Here is a 15,921-nt window from a genome sequence, read left to right on the forward strand (position 1 = left end):
CCGGAAAGGGGTCGCGAGTGTCCTGGACGGTCCCGGGATGGGGGCCGAACGGCCCTTTCGGGACTTAGGGGACACGTGTTGGCTTTGCCCCATGTCCGAGAACCGCACGGGGCCCATGAACGAGTACCGCATGGGGTTCGTGGCCGAGAACCACACGGCGCCGCCATTGTCGGCCGGGGGCCGAGTTCCCTGCGAAGCGACCGTCGTGCCGCTGCACGGCGAGATCGACCTGCTGACCGCGCCCGTACTGTCGGAGCGGCTCGATGCGCTCACCGCGCACCCGTGCCCCGACCTGGTGCTCGACCTGCGGCCGGTCGCCTTCATCGACTGCACCGGGCTCGGCGTCCTGTGCCGGGCCCGCAACCGAGTACTGGCCCGGCGGGGCCGGCTGCGGCTGGTCGCCGACAGCACGAACTTCCTGATGCTCCTGCGGGCCACGCGTCTGGCCGACGTCTTCGAGGTGCTTCCACAGCTCCCGAAGAACGTCGTGCCGGCCGCATACGGGACCCGCTAGCGGAGGTGTCACCACGGGGAGGAGGCGCCGCGTGGCGAGGACCAGGAAGCCGCTGTGGCGGTGGCGGGACAATCCACTGCGGCGGCGCGAGGACATCGTCGAGGCCTGGGTCGTGCTGGCCGTCTGGATCGTCGTAGTGGTCGGTGGGACGCTCGCCGCCCTGGTGACGGCCGGCGCCGCCGCGGACGAGTTCGCGCAGCAGCGCGCTCACCGGCACCCGGCTCGGGCCGTCCTGCTCGCCGGCGCGCCGCCCGGGGCCACGGCGGCCCGGTCGACCGACGGCCGGATCCGGGTTTCGCTGCGCTGGACGGCGCCCGACGGCACGTCCCGAACCGGGCGGACGCTGGTCGACGGCGGTCTGAGGGCCGGTGCCCGTGTGGTGGTCTGGCAGGACGACCGAGACCGGCTCACCGCCACGCGGCCGACGGGCCGGGTGGAGGGCGCCGTGGAGGCCGGCCTCTTCGGCTCCGCGGCCGCCCTGGCCGTCGCCGCTCCGGCCTGCCTCGCGGGAGCCGTCGTCCGAGCGCACCTGGACCGGCGACGCCTGGCCCACTGGGACCGGGAATGGAACCTGGTGGGCCCAGGCTGGGGGCACCCGACAGGCTGATCACCGGGTGATCGCGTCCCACAGCGGCCCGAGGGCTGCGGACGATTCTCGCCCCTCCGGGGAAGCCGCCCGTCACCCCCGCTGCGGCGGCGATGCCGTCGGCCGGATCAGCCACCGACGCGGACCCGGCTTGCGAGCCGGACCGGGGCCGGCCGGACGTTTTCCCAGGGCGGTGGCCTGCTCTCGCATCCGCGGGTGCGAGGCCGTCAGGGAGCGAGGCTCCCCGACGGCGACACCGTTGAGGTGGGGAATCGGTTGCACGGCCACGTCGTGGACGGGGGCCGGGAACTTGTCGGAGTGCCAGGCCGCGGGCGGGTGGGCGGGTGCGGACGGCAGCGGGCGGCTCGACGGCAGGCTGCCGTGCCGCTGGTCTCGTACGTGCGGCCGGTGCGCCCCGGGGCCGGGAAGCCGAACGGCCCGCGTGAAGGGCCGGGCGGCCCCTGGCCCGGGCCATCGCACCCGCACACGCTGGAGAGGGCAGGACAGCCCGCCGCAGACCCTACGGAGTCATCATGTACGGCACCCCGCACATCGTCAGCGACGTCATGACCCATACGGTCGCCGCCGTCGGCCGAGGAGCCGGTTTCAAGGAGATCGTGCGGCTGATGCAGGACTGGAAGGTCAGCGCCCTCCCCGTGCTCGAGGGCGAGGGCCGGGTGGTCGGTGTGGTCTCCGAGGCGGACCTGCTGCCCAAGGAGGAGTTCCGGGACACCCCGGACGAGGGGTACGCCCGACTGCGCCGTCACTCCGACCTGGCGAAGGCCGACGCGCTCACGGCGGGAGACCTGATGACCTCCCCCGCGCTCACCGTCCGGGCGGGCGCCACCCTCGGCGAGGCCGCACGCATCATGGCGCGGTCCCGGGTCAAGCGGCTGCCGGTGGTGGACGAGATCGGCCTGCTGCAGGGCGTCGTCAGCCGCTCCGACCTTCTCAAGGTGTTCCTGCGCGGGGACGAGGACATCGCCGAACAGGTGCGGCGCGAGGTCGTGGCGTACCTGTTCCCGCCGCCGTCCTCGGCCCTCCACGTGGAGGTCGACGACGGGGTCGTGACGCTGGTCGGCCGGGTCCGCGACACCTCCCTGGTTCCCGTCGCCGCACGTCTGATCCGGGCCGTCGAAGGTGTGGTGGACGTGCAGTTCGACCTCTCGCACGCGGAGGGGCCACGGCAGCCGGCCGAGTCGGCCGGCCCGTGAGGACGCGGAATGTGCGCCGCTGGTTCACCGGGGCCGCGGTGCACGGACGGTCCTGCGGTGGGCCGCACGAACGGTCTGCTGTTGGTGGGGCCGGTCGGCCCTGGTGGATCCGGCACCGGGGGGTGATGATCGGCCTGATGGAGAGTCCGCCGCCGGTCCCCGACGGGGCACGAGAGGTCGCCATGGCCGAGACACGCACCTTCACCGAGCAGGACCCGATCCGTGTGTTCCTGCTGGACGACCACGAGGTCGTACGACGCGGCCTGGCCGACCTGCTCGATGCCGAACCGGACATCTCCGTGGTGGGCGACGCGGACACCGCCGAGCACGCCCTCGCACGCGGGCCCGCCCTGCGCCCGGACGTGGCCGTGCTCGACGTGCGCCTCCCGGACGGCGACGGCATCTCCGTCTGCCGGGAACTGCGCAGCCGCATGCCCCGGCTGGCGTGCCTGATGCTGACCTCCTTCGACGACGAGGACGCGCTGCTGGACGCGATCATGGCGGGGGCCGCGGGCTATGTGCTGAAGCAGATCAACGGCTCCGACCTGGTGTCGGCGGTTCGCACCGTTGCCTCGGGCCAGTCGATGCTGGATCCCGCGACGACGGCCCGCCTCATGCACTCCCTGCGGGCCGACCCGGCCGGGCCCCCGTCGCTGCCGCCCGAGCTGGCGGGACTGTCGCCCCGGGAGCGCGACATCCTGGCGCTGATCGGTGACGGGCTGACCAACCGTGAGATCGGCAAGAAGCTGTACCTGTCGGAGAAGACCGTCAAGAACCACATCTCACGGCTCCTGGCCAAACTGGGCGTCCAGCGCCGGGTCCAGGCGGCCGTCCTCGCCTCCCACCTGGACGAACATGACGCCGGAGAACACCCCGCGCGGTGAGGCGACCGGCATGATCTCCGGACTCGCGCCCGCACGGCCGGCCCGGTCCCGGCCGAGCAGCCCCTGGCGGGTGCCCGCCCGCGGCGCGAGGTCCGCTCGGCCCCGATCGGCCGGGGTGGCCCCGGACCGATCACGTCGCCTCGGAACGCACGATGACGACCGGGCAGCTCGCGTGCTGGGAGACGTGCTGGCTGACCGAACCGAGCAGGGCGCGGGCGAAGCCGCCCTTGCCCCGGCTGCCGACGACCAGCACCTCGGCCCCCTCGCCGGCCCGCAGCAGGACGTCCGCCGCGTTGCCGTGCACCACGTGGGTCCTGACCGCCCCGGCCGCGTCCGCGCCCAGCACGTCGGTCAGTTCCTGGCGCATCCGCTGCCGGGCCTCGTCCTCGTCGACGTCCATGTCCACGGCGGGCGCCGACCAGCCGTACAGACCGGGCAGCTCCCACACGGTGACCGCGTCCACGACGCCGCCGAGGAGTCCGGCGTAGCGCACGGCCCAGCGCAGTGCCGCGTACGAGGACGCCGAGCCGTCCACACCGACCACGACCCTGGGTTCGGAGACATCCTTGTCCATGCGTCCCACCTCTCCTGCGGCTCTTCGCGCCGCCCGACCGGCCCCCTCGACTCCACGCTGCGTGAGGCCCGGCCGCCCCGCCACCGATGAGCCACCGGGGGCATGACGGACGGCGCGCCGCCCGGGCCGGGGCCGGGCTCGACACGCTTCCGCTCACGGGGCGCTGTCGAGTCGTCGTCGCGGACGCTTCACCGCCGCCGCCCCTGGGAAGGGGCCGGGTATGGGCCCTACGGTCCTGATGAGTGCCGTTCGGCCCCACGACGGGCGACGGTCCGCGAGCCATGCTCCAGGAAGGCCGGGCGGTCGAGGAGTGAGTGATCATGCATGGGCGCACGGGTGACGTATTGCGGTCGGCCGGCCGGACCCCGGGGACACCCGGACACCGCGCCGGCGCCCGCGGGATGCGCGGCCGGGACGGTGATCCGGCCGGTCGGGTGCACGGCGGCGACGGCCCGGAGGCCGAGGCCCACCCCGGCTCCGGAGGTCGGGCCGACGACCGTGCGCGACGTGGTGGCGGTACGACCCGTCCACGGCGGGAGCAGCGATGAGCAGGCGCGCCCGCGCCCGGCGGCGGAACGAGCCCGCCCGCGGCGCCAACCGGATGCCGGCCCACGGCGCCGCGCGGGTGCGGGGCGCACCGGTGACGGCCGGCCCGGGCCGGTGGAGCGCCCGCGGCGCGGCCGGTGACTGGGTGCTGCTGCCCGGCGGCACATGGCGGCGCGTGGAGACGATCCGGGTACGGGCTCTGTTCGGCTGAGGCACGGGGCGTCCTTGGGCACCGTGACCGGTGCATGCCGAAGGCGTCCGGGTCGACCCGTGCGGGCCGGCCCGGACGCCTTCGGGAGGTCGCTCAGACCAGGTCGAACCGGTCGAGGTCCATGACCTTGGTCCACGCGGCGACGAAGTCCTTCACGAACTTCTCCTTCGCGTCATCACTGGCGTAGACCTCGGCGAGCGCCCGCAGCTCGGAGTTCGAGCCGAAGACCAGGTCGGCACGGCTGCCGGCCCACTTCACCTCGCCCGTGGCGGCGTCGCGGCCCTCGAACGTGGTCTGGTCCTCGGAGGTCGCCGACCACGTCGTGCCCAGGTCGAGCAGGTTGACGAAGAAGTCGTTCGTCAGCGAGCCGGGCGTCCTGGTGAGGACACCGAGCTGCGAACCCTGGTGGTTGGCGCCCAGGACGCGCAGACCGCCGACGAGGACGGTCAGCTCGGGGGCACTCAGCGTGAGCAGGTTCGCCTTGTCGAGCAGCAGGAACTCGGCCGGCAGGCGGTTGCCCTTGCCCAGGTAGTTGCGGAAACCGTCCGCGGTCGGCTCCAGCACCTCGAATGACTCGGCGTCGGTGTGCTCCTCGGTGGCGTCGACCCGGCCCGGGGTGAAGGGCACCTGGACCTCGAAGCCGCCCTCCTTGGCGGCCTTCTCCACGGCGGCGACGCCGCCGAGGACGATGAGGTCGGCCAGGGAGACCTTCTTGGCACCGGAGGAGGCGTTGAAGTCCTGCTGGATGCCCTCGAGGGTGCGCAGCACCTGCGCCAGCTGGTCGGGGTCGTTGACCTCCCAGCCGCGCTGCGGCTCAAGGCGGATACGGGCGCCGTTGGCACCGCCGCGCCTGTCGCTGCCACGGAAGGTGGAGGCGGACGCCCACGCGGTGGTGACCAGCTGGGACACGGTCAGGCCCGAGTCGAGCAGCTTGGTCTTCAGGGCCGCGATGTCCGCGTCGTCGATCAGCTCGCCCTCGCGCTGCGGCAGCGGGTCCTGCCACAGCAGGGTCTCCTCGGGGACCTCCGGGCCGAGGTAGAGCGACTTCGGGCCCATGTCGCGGTGGGTCAGCTTGTACCAGGCGCGGGCGAAGGCGTCCGCGAACTCCTGCGGGTTCTCGTGGAAGCGGCGGGAGATCGGCTCGTAGATCGGGTCGAAGCGCAGCGCCAGGTCGGTGGTGAGCATCGAGGGGGCGATCTTCTTCGAGGGGTCGTGGGCGGCCGGGACCGTGCCCTCGCCCGCACCGTCCTTCGGCCTCCACTGCTTGGCGCCGGCCGGGCTCTCGGTGAGCTCCCACTCGTAGCCGAAGAGGTTGTCGAAGAAGCCGTTGCTCCACTGGGTGGGCGTGGTGGTCCAGGTGACCTCGAGGCCGGAGGTGATGGTGTCGGCGCCCTTGCCGGTGCCGTAGGTGCTCCTCCAGCCCAGGCCCTGCTCCTCCATGGAGGCCGCCTCCGGGTCCGCGCCGACGTGGTCGGCCGGACCGGCGCCGTGGGTCTTGCCGAAGGTGTGGCCGCCGGCGATCAGGGCGACGGTCTCCTCGTCGTTCATCGCCATGCGGCGGAACGTCTCACGGATGTCGCGGGCCGCTGCGATCGGGTCCGGGTTGCCGTTCGGACCTTCCGGGTTGACGTAGATGAGGCCCATCTGCACGGCGCCGAGCGGGTTCTCCAGCTCTCGGTCGCCGGTGTAGCGCTTGTCGTCCAGCCAGGTGGTCTCGGGACCCCAGTAGACATCCTCCTCCGGCTCCCAGACGTCCTCACGGCCGCCGCCGAAGCCGAAGGTCTCGAAGCCCATGGACTCCAGGGCCACGTTGCCGGCGAGGACCATCAGGTCGGCCCAGGACAGGCTCTGGCCGTACTTCTTCTTGACCGGCCACAGCAGGCGGCGGGCCTTGTCCAGGTTGGCGTTGTCGGGCCAGCTGTTCAGGGGGGCGAAGCGCTGCTGGCCGGCGCCGGCGCCGCCGCGGCCGTCGCTGATGCGGTAGGTGCCCGCACTGTGCCAGGCCATCCGGATGATGAAGGGGCCGTAGTGGCCGAAGTCGGCCGGCCACCAGTCCTGCGAGGTGCTCAGCACCTCGGCGATGTCCTGTTTCACGGCCGGAAGGTCGAGGGACTTGAAGGCCTCGGCGTAGTCGAAGTCCTCACCCAGCGGGTTGGCGACGGCCGGGTTCTTGGCGAGGATCTTCAGGTTGAGCCGCTCCGGCCACCACTGGCGGTTGCCACCGCCCTGGGTCGGGTGCAGGGCGCGGCCGTGCGCAACGGGGCAGCCGCCGCTTCCCTCCTCCGACTTCGAGTCTGTGACGATCGCGTCGTGGTTCTCAGTCATGTGCAATCCTTCCGAACTGGACGGAACTCGGTGCTCAGGAACTGCGGCCGGGGGAACAGTCGGGGCAGGTGCCCCAGTAGACGACCTCGGCCTCGTCGATGGAGAAGCCACGGTCGTCCGACGCGGTCAGGCAGGGCGCCTCGCCGACCGCGCAGTCGACGTCCGCGACGGCACCGCACCACCGGCACACGGCGTGGTGGTGGTTGTCGCCGACGCGTCCCTCGAACCGGGCGGGGCTGCCGGCCGGCTCGATACGGCGTATGAGGCCCGCCGCGGTGAGTGCGTGCAGGGCCTCGTAGACGGCTTGCAGGGAAATGTGACCTACGCGGTCGCGGACCCCGGAGGCGATCGCCTCGACGCCGAGGTGGTCACCGTCCCGGACGGTCTCCAGCAGCGCGACGCGGGCCGCCGTCACGCGCAGGCCGGCACCGCGCAGCTCTTCAGCGGTGGTCGGAGTCTGGGATGCGGTCATGGCGCCGACCCTACCCTCATAAACACGAAGAGTTCAAGAAAACGAACGATGCAATTCTGGCCTCGTGTCGTCGGCTGATGTTCGCCTGTGCGTGGTGTTGCCCGACGGGGCCGGTGCGGGCACCGGAGCGCGCGGGCATGGACGCATCTTGTGGCCGTACGTCCCGCCCGGCGGCGCGCCGAGCCGCGGGGTCCACCGAACGGGTGAGCCCCGCGGCCCGGGACCGGCGCGTCAGCCACGACATGTGTCGGCGTGCAGTTCGTCGCGGATCACGCGGAAGTCCCTGCGCATCCGGGTCGGACTGAAGCCGGTGGCCGGCGTCTCGCCGGCACCGACGGTGTAGACGACACCCCGGGGGCGCAGTCCGCGCGGCGTCCTGGCGGCCCGGGCCGTGCCCGCGGGCAGCAGTGTCGCGGCGAGCCCTGCGGCCGCCGTCGCGGCGAGGAAGTGTGCGCGGTTGATCCCTTTTGGTCTTCTGCATACGGCCACCCTGGCGGGAGCGGGCCCGCCGACGCCGTCCGCCGATGGTCTACGGCACGGGACCGAAGGGAGGGCCTCGTGCGGCGAAAGTCGCGGCCTCCTCCGGCCGTCGTTCCCGTCGTCCCGGCCCCATGGGGGCTTCACTCGTATGGGCGTACCCGGGCCGCCGTCCGTGGCATCCCGGGGGTTCCGTCGTTCAGCAGCAGTGTGACCTTTGCAACGTGGCGTGATTGAGGCGGGGCGAACGGGCAATGTTCCCCTTCATGCCCCACGCGAACCTCCTGCGGCAGGTGATCGGATGACCACGGCGACGCCCCGGACGACCCGGACGCCGCCCACACGCACCGGCACGGCCTCGGCCAGATCCCCGGCGCCCGCCGCCATGTCCTCCCTGCCGTCGCTCACCGGCCTTCGCTGGGTGGCGGCGCTGCTGGTGTTCGGCCTGCACGTGAACAACTTCGGCTACTTCGGAGGTGACGCCGGCCGCATCGTGTCCTGGGGGTTCGGGGCCGGTGCCACGGGTGTGTCGTTCTTCTTCGTGCTCTCCGGTTTCGTGCTCACCTGGTCCGCCCGGCCCCATGACCGTCCGCTCGCCTTCTGGCGGCGGCGCATCGCGCGGATCTACCCGGTGCACCTGGTCACCCTGGCCGTCGCGTTCCTCATGACGTACACGCTGGCCCATCAGGCGAAGCCGGCACCCTCGCAGGCACTGGCCAACGTCCTTCTCGTCCACTCCTGGTGGCGCCCCTGGTGGCAGACGCTGAACCCGGTCAGCTGGTCGCTGGCCTGCGAGGCGTTCTTCTACGCGGTCTTCCCGCTGCTGATCCTGCTGCTGCGCCGGCTCGGCGCCCGGGGCGCGACGGCGCTGGGCGGCGTCTCGGTCGTGGCGGTGCTGGTCCTGGCCCGGGCGGACGCACACCATTGGACGAGCCAGCCGGTCTACTCCCTGCCCGCCGCCCGCCTCCCCGAGTTCGTGCTCGGCGCCGTCACAGCCCGGCTGGTGCTGCTCGGACGGTGGCGCGGGCCCGGCCTGGAGGCCTCGCTGGCCCTGGCGATCATCGGGTACTTCCTGGTCCCGCAGGTCACGCCCGGGTACTCCGCCACCGTCTGCACCCTCGCCGGGTTCGCCCTGCTCATCCCGGCGGCGGCCGTCGCGGACCTGCACGGGCTGCCCTCGCTGTGGCGGCACCGGCGGCTGGTGCGGCTGGGCGAACTGTCGTTCGCCTTCTACATGATTCACCTGCTGGTCCTGCGCGCGGGCACGACCCTGCTGGGCACCAAGCCGCACTTCGGGGTGCCGGCGGGTCTGGCGGTCACCGTCGCCGCCTTCACCGTGTCCCTCGCACTGTCGTGGGTGCTGTACGAGGCGGTGGAGCGACCGGCGAGACGCCTGCTGCTGCGCGGCCGCCGCAACGACGGCAGGTCCGCCCCGCAACGGGAGTCGGTCCCCTCCCGCCCCTAGGGCCTGGCCGGCGGATCGTGCCAGAACCGCGGGGTGCGGTAGCCGCTCGGGGGCGGGTCAGCCGCTGCGGTGACCCGACTGGGGTGCCGCTCGGGTCACCTCTCGGCTCCGGTCGGCACCGGTACGCGAGGCAGGCAGCGGCCAGGGCCAGGGCGGCGACGCCGGCGAGGAAGCCGTAACAGGTGACCAGGCCGTGCCCGTTGTCCTGGGCCAGCCGCATCGCGATCCCGGCCGCGGGCGCGGCCGCCGCCGTCAGGCGCCGCCCGGTGTCGGTGGCGGTGAGGAGGAGGGCCGCTGCGAGGGTGGCGGTGAGAAAGTAGGTGGCGCCCGAACTGCCCGCGAAATTGCGCGGGTCGGTGCTGGGGGCCGTCCCCCCGAAGGGAGCGTCGATCCGCTCGGGCAGCAGGATGCCCCGGCGAACAGCGTCAGCATGAGCGGGCCGCCCCAGAACCACTGGGCCGGCGCGGCGACGACAGCCGGCGTGACGATGTTCCAGGCGCCGCCGAAGAACCCGCCGTTCTGCAGGAACACCGAGGTGACGACACGCCACCAGCCGGTCCGGCGCGGATCGTGGTCCAGGGCGTCCATCGCCCCCGGCCCGGTCGCCTGCAGCACCACCGCGTCGACGGCCACCGCGGTCAGGCCGACGGCCGCCCAGGGGAACGGCCGCCGATGGATCGTGTCCTCACCGATTGTTCGGGAAGTCGTTCCTGTGGACGGCCCTGTTCCGGCGTCCCGCGCGGCCCGCGGCGGAACCGTATGCATAGGCCGGCCGCAGACAGGAACCCGGTCCTCTCTTGCAGCCGACAGGACGAGAGGTGGACTTCATGTCGCAGGTCGAGGAGTCCGTGCGGGTAGACGTTCCCGTGCGTGCCGCCTACAACCAGTGGACCCAGTTCGAGACCTTCCCCGAGTTCATGGAGGGGGTGGAGCGCATCGAGCAGCGCACGGACACCCTCACGCACTGGGTGACGAACGTCGGTGGGGTCCGGCGGGAGTTCGACGCGGCGATCACCGAACAGCGGCCCGACGAGCGGGTCGCCTGGACCACCGTGGACGGCGAGGCGCGGCAGGCCGGCGTGGTCACCTTCCACCGCATCGACGACTCCACGACGCAGGTCATGCTGCAGATGGAGTTCGACCCGGAGGGCCTGGCCGAGAACGTCGGCGACAAGCTCGGCTTCGTCAAGCGGCGGGTTTCCGGCGATCTGCAGCGGTTCAAGGACTTCATCGAGCAGCGCGGCGGCCTGGAGACCGGGGCGTGGCGGGGCGAGGTCGGCGGGTTGCACGGCCCCGGAGGTTTCTGACCCGTCGCACTCCCGGGTGACATGGACAACAGTCAGGAGAGACCGCCCTGATTCGGGGTAGACGGCACTGCGAAACCAGCCCGGCGGCCCAAGGCCGCCGGGCGCCGCTTGACGCAGTGAGGGAGCCGTGGCGGACGTGCGCGGGAAGGCAACCGGCGTGTCCCGGTGGGCGGGCGCGGGACTCTGCGCCCGCCCACCGCGCCGGTGCCTGCCGACGAGCACGGTGCCGCGGGCCCCGTCCACCGCACAGGCAGCGCGCCGCCGGACTCTCCGGCGGCGCGCTGCCTGTGCCCCGGGCGGATGACAGCGGAGAGGGCCCGACGGCCGGTGCGGTCGTGTCGAGCCCTCTCGTGCGCGCCGGGCCGGGTCCGCCAGGCGGCAATTCGGGTCGCCCCGACGGGGTTTGGCCCGGTCAGGGCCTCGGGGCTACCGTTGTCGCACGGCAATGATCGGCTCTGGGCCGGCCGACCGGCGACGGCGGCACCAGACTGTTGAAGAGAGAGGACGGACGTGCCGGAGCAGGACGCGGCGGGATCGGCGCCGCAGTTGGTGAGTTCCTTCCTGGAACGACGCCGCGAACAGATCGCCCAGCGCTGGGCGGACGCCCCCTTGTTCCGTTCGGTCTTCACCGTCTCCCGCGACGAGGCGGTCGAGGCCTGCAAGGCCGTCGTGGACGCCTTGTCCGACGTCGCGGTGAGCGGCCGGCTGGAGCACATCGGCGCCCCCGGCTTCACCACCGTGCGCGAACAGCTGGGCCGGATGGCGGCGACCCGGGCCCGCACCGGATCCACCGCGGCGCAGATCGCCGACGAGGTGGCCGGACTGCGCGTCCCGGCGGTCGAGCTGCTGCTCAGGGAGTTCCCCGACCCCTCCGGCGCCGAGGCCCAGGAGAGCGTGATCGCCCTGACCCTGATCATGAGCACGCTGCGCCTGGTGGTGATGGAGACGGCGCTCAGCGAAGGCGAAAACCTGATCCAGCGGCAGCGGCTGCAGCTGCTCGAAGCGGCCACGCCGGTCATCGAGCTGTGGGAGGGGACCGTCGCCGTACCGCTGATCGGGACCCTGGACAGCGCGCGCAGCCAGGTGGTCATGGAGTCCCTCCTGGAGGCGATCGTCGACCAGCGGGCCCGGTACGCCATCCTGGACATCACCGGGGTACCCACGGTCGACTCGCTCGTCGCCCAGCATCTGATGAAGACGGTGGCCGCCGCACGGCTGATGGGTGCCGAGTGCATCGTCTCCGGCATCCGTCCGGCGATCGCGCAGACGATCGTGCAGCTCGGCATCGACCTCGGAACGGTCATCACCCGTGCCTCGCTGGCCGACGCGCTCGCCTATACGCTGAGCCGGCAGGGCATCGAGGTCTCGACCCCCGCGGACGCCGGTGCGAGCGCCCGGTGAATCAGCCCGTTCCCGGTCAGGCCCAGGTACCCGTACTGGCGCTGGGCGACATCCTGCTGGTCACGCTGCAGGGGGAGTTGCACGACGGCATGGCCGAGCAGCTCCAGCAGGACGTCACCAGCCGGGTCGCGAACAGCGGGGTGACGGGCGTGGTGATCGACATCTCCGGTGTGGACATCGTGGACTCGTTCCTCGGGCGGGTGCTGGCGGAGATCGCCTCGACGGCACGGCTGCTGGCGGCCCGTACGGTGCTGGCGGGCATGCGGCCGGCCGTGGCGATCACGCTGGTCGAGCTGGGGCTCACGCTGCCCGGGCTGGTCACGGCACTCGACGTCGACCGGGCCATGGAACTGCTGTCGACGGGAGGGACCTGATGCCGGCCTCCGACCAGGCGTCCGCGACCAGCCTGCCCATCGGCTCGGACGCGGATCTGGCCTGGGTCCGGCAGCAGGTGCGGCAGTGCGCGGCGCAACTCGGTTTCGGCCTGGTGCAGCAGACCAAGGTGGTGACCGCGGCCAGTGAACTGGCCCGCAACACGCTGGTGCACGGCGGTGGCGGTCGGGCGGAGATCACTCCGCTGGACAACGGCCGCACCCGGGGGCTGCGGATGCGCTTCACCGACGAGGGACCGGGCATCCGTGACCTCGACCTGGCGATGCGGGACGGCTACACCTCCGGCGGTGGCCTCGGCCTCGGGCTGAGCGGCGCGAAGCGGCTGGTGCACGAGTTCGAGGTCGACACCGAGCCCGGCCGGGGCACCACGGTCACGGCCGTCGCCTGGGTCACGCACGTGCCGTCCTCCCGCCCGGGGGTGTGATGAGCCGGGTCTGGGAGGTCCCCGTGCACGACTCCACGCGGGTGCGGGACGTCCGCGTCGCGGCCAAGGAGGCGAGCGCCCACGCGGGACTGGGCTTGGACCGCACGGCGATCGCGGAGCTGGTCGCCACCGAGCTGGCGACCAACCTCCTCAAGCACGCGGGCGGGGGCCGCATAGTGCTGAACCTCGTGGACTGCCCGGCCACCGACGTGCCGTCCGGAGGGCGGTCGGTGCAGCTGTGCTCGCTCGACCACGGTCCGGGCATCGCCGACGTCGGCGGTGCTCTGCGGGACGGGTACAGCACCGCCGAGTCGTCCCTCGGCGCGGGCCTGGGCAGTTGCCGGCGGATCGCGAACGCCTTCCAGCTGTACAGCGTTCCGGGCCGGGGAACGGTGGCGACGGCCCGGATCGACCGCGAGCCGGCCCGGCGGCGGACGCCGGCGCCGGACGTGCTGGTGGGCGGGATCACCGTCGCACTGGCGCAGGCCGAGCACTCCGGGGACGCCTGGTGCTGGGTACGGTCGGGTTCCCTGCTGACGCTGCTGCTCGCCGACGGCCTCGGGCACGGCAGCAAGGCCGCGCACGCCTCCACCGCGGCGGTCGAGGAGCTGCGCCGGACGGCGCATCTGCCGCCGGTGGAGATCCTGCACCGCCTGCACGCCGCGCTACGGCCCACCCGGGGCGCGGCGGCCGCCGTGGCGCAGGTGGACACCGAGCGGCGGGAACTCGACTTCGCCGGGGTCGGCAACGTCGGCGCCCGGCTGCGCACGGCAGACGGCTGGACGTCCCTGATCTCCCACCCGGGCATCGTCGGGGCGTACTTCCCGGCGCACGTTCCGCTGCGCCGGGTGCCGTGGCGTGCCGACAGCCTGCTCGTCGTGTACAGCGACGGACTGCCCAGTCGCTGGTCGCCGCCCGACGACCCGCACCTGCTCGCCCATGATCCGACGGTGGTGGCCGCGACGGTCCTGCGCGACGCCAGCAGTCCCGCCCGCCCCGAACGCGACGACACCAGCGTGGCCGTACTGGCCCCCGACCGCCGGACCACCGCCCATGACAGTCGCCTCTGACACCTGGACCATCGCCTCGACCGCCGACGCGGCCCGCGCCCGTGCCCTGCTGGCGCGGCTCACGGTCGACGCCGGTGTGCCGGCGCTCGACCGCACCCGGTTCCTTGCCGCGTTCACCGGGCGGCTGCGCCGCTGCCTGAACACGGGCGGCGCGGAGATCGGCGTCCTGGCCGACGCACAGGGACACCTGCACATCGCCGTCCGGCAGCCGGGCCGGCCGGAGCCGTGGCGGCACACCCTCTCCTGCCCCTCTCCCCTGCCATGGCCGCTGCCGGGCCCCGCCGACCTGGATGGTACGGGGCTGGCCGAGGCGCTGCTCGACGCCGACGCGGACGCTGCCGCCGTACTGGAGAGCCTGGCCGAGACGGAGGAACTGGTCAGCCTGCACCGGGAGGAGCTGCACCAGACCGACCAGGGCGTCCTCGCGCTGCACGCCGAACTGGAGGCGGCCGCACTGGCGCAGCACGAACTTCTCGACGCCGAGCGGACCGCGCGGACCGCGGCGGAGAACGCCCGCCGGCTGCTCACCTTCCTGGCGAACGCGAGCGCCGCGCTCAACGCCTCGCTGGACCCCGAGGACATCCTGCGCCGGCTGCCCGACCTGCTCGTCCCGGAATACGCCCACCACGTGGACATCTGGCTGGTCGACGACGAGCGCACCCCGGCGGGCGGCCGCGCGGCCGCCACGGTCACCGCCGCGCGCACCGGGCGCCCCCAGCACGCGTCCGCCCACCCCGGCGAGCTGCCCGGCGTCGACGACGTGCCGGCCTCGGCCCTCTCCCCGGGCCGGCCGCTGCTGTGCATCCCGCTCGGCGCGCGCACGGTGCAGGGCGTGCTGACCCTGGCCGCACCCGGTGACCGCTTCGACCCGGACACCACCGTGATGCTGCTTGAGCTGGCCCGACGGGCGGGCATCGCCCTGGACAACGCCCGCCAGTACGAGCAGCACCGGGACGTGGCCGAGGCGCTGCAGCGAGCCCAGCTCACCGAACTGCCCAGCACGCCCGGCCTGTCGCTGGCCGCGCGGTATCTGCCCGCCACCCACGGCCTGAACATCGGCGGCGACTGGTACGACGCCTTCCCGCAGCCCGACGGCAGTGTGCTCGCGGTGATAGGGGACGTCACGGGGCACGGACTGCGCGCGGCCGTCATCATGGGGCAGCTGCGCACCGCCCTGCGCGCGTACGCCGTCGAGGGCAACGGACCCGCACGCATCCTCACCCTGCTGCACCGGATGCTCCGTCACCAGCAGCCGGAGCTGTACGCGACCTGCGCGATCGCCCGTTTCACGCCGGGAGATCCCACCCTGGTGTGGGCTGCCGCCGGCCATCCGCCGGCCATCGCACGGGAGCCCGGCGGCGAGGTCCACGTGCTGGAGGCCAAACCGGGGATCATGCTGGGCGTTCCCATCTCCTACGAGTACCAGGAGAACACCGTCCGGCTGCCCGCCGGATCCACCCTGGCGCTGTACACGGACGGTCTGGTGGAGCGGAGGGCCGCCGGGATCGACGCGGGCATCGAGCGCCTCGCGCAGGCCATGGGGGCGTTCGGTGCGACGGAACTGGAGGACCTGGACGCGGCGGCCGAGTCGCTGCTGAAGCCGATGCTGCACGACTCCGAACACGACGACGACGTCTGTCTGTTGCTCTGCCGTACGACGGAATCCTGAACAGCCCGTACGACGGAATCCTGAACAGCCGCGCGCCGGCCCCGGCGGGAGGGGCCGAGGGGCCGGCGCACGGCGTGGCGTCACTGCGAGGTGCAGACGTTGCCGACGGACGGGTTCAACAGACCGATGAGGTTGATGCTGTCGCCGCACAGGTTGAGGCCGAGATCGACCGGGACCTGGATGACGTTGCCGGAGAGGACGCCCGGGCTGTTGACGGCGGTGCCGACGGGGTTCGGGTCGGCCGCGTAGGCGGCCGTCGAGCCCGCCAGCCCAAGGGCACCCGCGAGAACTGCCGTGGTAACAAAGCTGCGCATACGCATGAGTTGCCTCACTGGTTGACGAATGGACCCTCTCATCACACCGGCAAGGGGCGTCGGCCGCCCGTCCTG

Annotated in this window: 18 protein-coding genes; 12 read left to right on the forward strand and 6 right to left on the reverse strand. The window is 72.8% G+C overall.

The window, feature by feature from the left end; all coding sequences use genetic code 11:
* Positions 1-91: 91 nt before the first annotated feature.
* The 4 genes from ACFZDC_RS01135 to ACFZDC_RS01150 all read left to right on the forward strand — a co-directional run bounded on the left by ACFZDC_RS01135 (position 92) and on the right by ACFZDC_RS01150 (position 3,198).
* Positions 92-514: an anti-sigma factor antagonist gene (locus ACFZDC_RS01135; RefSeq protein WP_391319260.1), complete on the forward strand. Its 423-nt coding sequence runs from the start codon at positions 92-94 to the stop codon at positions 512-514.
* Positions 515-545: 31 nt separating this feature from the next.
* Entirely contained in the window at positions 546-1,121 is a 576-nt protein-coding gene (locus tag ACFZDC_RS01140) for a hypothetical protein (protein ID WP_391319261.1), read from the forward strand.
* Positions 1,122-1,633: 512 nt separating this feature from the next.
* Positions 1,634-2,314 carry a CBS domain-containing protein gene (locus ACFZDC_RS01145; protein WP_391319262.1) on the forward strand — a complete coding sequence of 227 codons (681 nt, stop codon included), beginning with the start codon at positions 1,634-1,636 and terminating at the stop codon, positions 2,312-2,314.
* A gap of 182 nt (positions 2,315-2,496) precedes the next feature.
* A complete protein-coding gene (locus ACFZDC_RS01150; protein ID WP_391319703.1) occupies positions 2,497-3,198 on the forward strand; it encodes a response regulator in 702 nt (233 codons plus the stop codon).
* A gap of 130 nt (positions 3,199-3,328) precedes the next feature.
* Here the strand turns inward: ACFZDC_RS01150 and ACFZDC_RS01155 are convergent, their stop codons facing one another.
* Positions 3,329-3,772, reverse strand: a complete 444-nt coding sequence (locus tag ACFZDC_RS01155; RefSeq protein WP_391319263.1) for a universal stress protein — start codon at positions 3,770-3,772, stop codon at positions 3,329-3,331.
* 544 nt (positions 3,773-4,316) lie between these two features.
* Between ACFZDC_RS01155 and ACFZDC_RS01160 the strand changes: the two genes are divergently transcribed.
* On the forward strand, positions 4,317-4,529 hold the full coding sequence (locus ACFZDC_RS01160) for a hypothetical protein (RefSeq protein WP_391319264.1): 213 nt from the start codon (positions 4,317-4,319) through the stop codon (positions 4,527-4,529).
* Between the two features lie 93 nt (positions 4,530-4,622).
* On the opposite strand, the gene katG is transcribed toward ACFZDC_RS01160, so the two are convergent.
* The 3 genes from katG to ACFZDC_RS01175 all read right to left on the reverse strand — a co-directional run bounded on the left by katG (position 4,623) and on the right by ACFZDC_RS01175 (position 7,815).
* Positions 4,623-6,854 (reverse strand): catalase/peroxidase HPI, encoded by a 2,232-nt coding sequence (katG, locus tag ACFZDC_RS01165; RefSeq protein WP_391319265.1) that lies wholly within the window; start codon positions 6,852-6,854, stop codon positions 4,623-4,625.
* Positions 6,855-6,888: 34 nt separating this feature from the next.
* Positions 6,889-7,326 (reverse strand): transcriptional repressor, encoded by a 438-nt coding sequence (locus ACFZDC_RS01170; RefSeq protein ID WP_391319266.1) that lies wholly within the window; start codon positions 7,324-7,326, stop codon positions 6,889-6,891.
* Positions 7,327-7,557: 231 nt separating this feature from the next.
* The gene (locus tag ACFZDC_RS01175) at positions 7,558-7,815 is read right to left on the reverse strand and encodes a hypothetical protein (RefSeq protein ID WP_391319267.1); all 258 of its coding nucleotides are present in this window, start codon (positions 7,813-7,815) and stop codon (positions 7,558-7,560) included.
* A 289-nt stretch (positions 7,816-8,104) separates the two neighbouring features.
* On the opposite strand from ACFZDC_RS01175, the gene ACFZDC_RS01180 reads away from it, so the two are divergent.
* The gene (locus ACFZDC_RS01180; protein WP_391319268.1) at positions 8,105-9,268 is read left to right on the forward strand and encodes an acyltransferase family protein; all 1,164 of its coding nucleotides are present in this window, start codon (positions 8,105-8,107) and stop codon (positions 9,266-9,268) included.
* Positions 9,269-9,520: 252 nt separating this feature from the next.
* Here ACFZDC_RS01180 and ACFZDC_RS01185 read toward each other — a convergent pair whose 3' ends face one another.
* On the reverse strand, positions 9,521-9,901 hold the full coding sequence (locus ACFZDC_RS01185) for a hypothetical protein (protein WP_391319269.1): 381 nt from the start codon (positions 9,899-9,901) through the stop codon (positions 9,521-9,523).
* 194 nt (positions 9,902-10,095) lie between these two features.
* Here ACFZDC_RS01185 and ACFZDC_RS01190 point away from each other — a divergent pair, with 194 nt between their 5' ends.
* The 6 genes from ACFZDC_RS01190 to ACFZDC_RS01215 all read left to right on the forward strand — a co-directional run bounded on the left by ACFZDC_RS01190 (position 10,096) and on the right by ACFZDC_RS01215 (position 15,532).
* On the forward strand, positions 10,096-10,575 hold the full coding sequence (locus tag ACFZDC_RS01190; RefSeq protein WP_391319270.1) for an SRPBCC family protein: 480 nt from the start codon (positions 10,096-10,098) through the stop codon (positions 10,573-10,575).
* A 510-nt stretch (positions 10,576-11,085) separates the two neighbouring features.
* Positions 11,086-11,976 (forward strand): RsbRD N-terminal domain-containing protein, encoded by an 891-nt coding sequence (locus ACFZDC_RS01195; RefSeq protein WP_391319271.1) that lies wholly within the window; start codon positions 11,086-11,088, stop codon positions 11,974-11,976.
* The gene (locus tag ACFZDC_RS01200) at positions 11,973-12,350 is read left to right on the forward strand and encodes an STAS domain-containing protein (protein WP_391319272.1); all 378 of its coding nucleotides are present in this window, start codon (positions 11,973-11,975) and stop codon (positions 12,348-12,350) included. The genes ACFZDC_RS01195 and ACFZDC_RS01200 overlap by 4 nt, the downstream gene beginning before the upstream one ends.
* On the forward strand, positions 12,350-12,793 hold the full coding sequence (locus ACFZDC_RS01205; protein WP_391319273.1) for an ATP-binding protein: 444 nt from the start codon (positions 12,350-12,352) through the stop codon (positions 12,791-12,793). Before ACFZDC_RS01200 ends, ACFZDC_RS01205 begins: the two co-directional genes overlap by 1 nt.
* Positions 12,793-13,863 carry a SpoIIE family protein phosphatase gene (locus ACFZDC_RS01210; RefSeq protein WP_391319274.1) on the forward strand — a complete coding sequence of 357 codons (1,071 nt, stop codon included), beginning with the start codon at positions 12,793-12,795 and terminating at the stop codon, positions 13,861-13,863. The genes ACFZDC_RS01205 and ACFZDC_RS01210 overlap by 1 nt, the downstream gene beginning before the upstream one ends.
* The gene (locus ACFZDC_RS01215; RefSeq protein ID WP_391319275.1) at positions 13,847-15,532 is read left to right on the forward strand and encodes a SpoIIE family protein phosphatase; all 1,686 of its coding nucleotides are present in this window, start codon (positions 13,847-13,849) and stop codon (positions 15,530-15,532) included. The genes ACFZDC_RS01210 and ACFZDC_RS01215 overlap by 17 nt, the downstream gene beginning before the upstream one ends.
* Positions 15,533-15,612: 80 nt before the next feature.
* On the opposite strand, the gene ACFZDC_RS01220 is transcribed toward ACFZDC_RS01215, so the two are convergent.
* Positions 15,613-15,846: a chaplin family protein gene (locus ACFZDC_RS01220; RefSeq protein ID WP_391319276.1), complete on the reverse strand. Its 234-nt coding sequence runs from the start codon at positions 15,844-15,846 to the stop codon at positions 15,613-15,615.
* Positions 15,847-15,921: the final 75 nt, after the last annotated feature.

Origin of the sequence: Streptomyces sp. NPDC007905 (assembly GCF_042959345.1) — a bacterium.
Classification (GTDB): Bacteria; Actinomycetota; Actinomycetes; order Streptomycetales; family Streptomycetaceae; genus Streptomyces.